Origin of the sequence: Dietzia sp. DQ11-44 (genome assembly GCF_014145205.1) — a bacterium.
Lineage (GTDB): Bacteria > Actinomycetota > Actinomycetes > Mycobacteriales > Mycobacteriaceae > Dietzia > Dietzia natronolimnaea.
Genome location: NZ_JAALEC010000203.1, coordinates 1 through 217 on the forward strand (window position 1 = coordinate 1; position 217 = coordinate 217).

1 protein-coding gene is annotated in these 217 nt (G+C 62.2%); it reads left to right on the forward strand.

Annotation, left to right across the window (positions count from 1 at the left end):
• The coding region (locus G6018_RS06210) for a cytochrome P450 (RefSeq protein ID WP_182639178.1) at positions 1 to 216 on the forward strand (216 nt) is incomplete at its 5' end.
• Position 217 lies beyond the last annotated feature (1 nt).

Consider the following 217-nt stretch of genomic DNA (forward strand, 5'->3'; position numbering starts at 1 on the left):
CGGGCCAACGTCCGCAACCACATCTCCTTCGGGTTCGGCGTACACCGGTGCATGGGCAACCGACTGGCCGAAATGCAGCTGCGGATCCTCTGGGAAGAGCTGCTCCCACGCTTCGAGAGGATCGATGTCGTCGGTGAGCCGGAGTACGTGCAGTCCAACTTCGTTCGCGGCATCAGCAAGCTGATGGTCGAGCTCACCCCCAAGGGAACCGGATGAG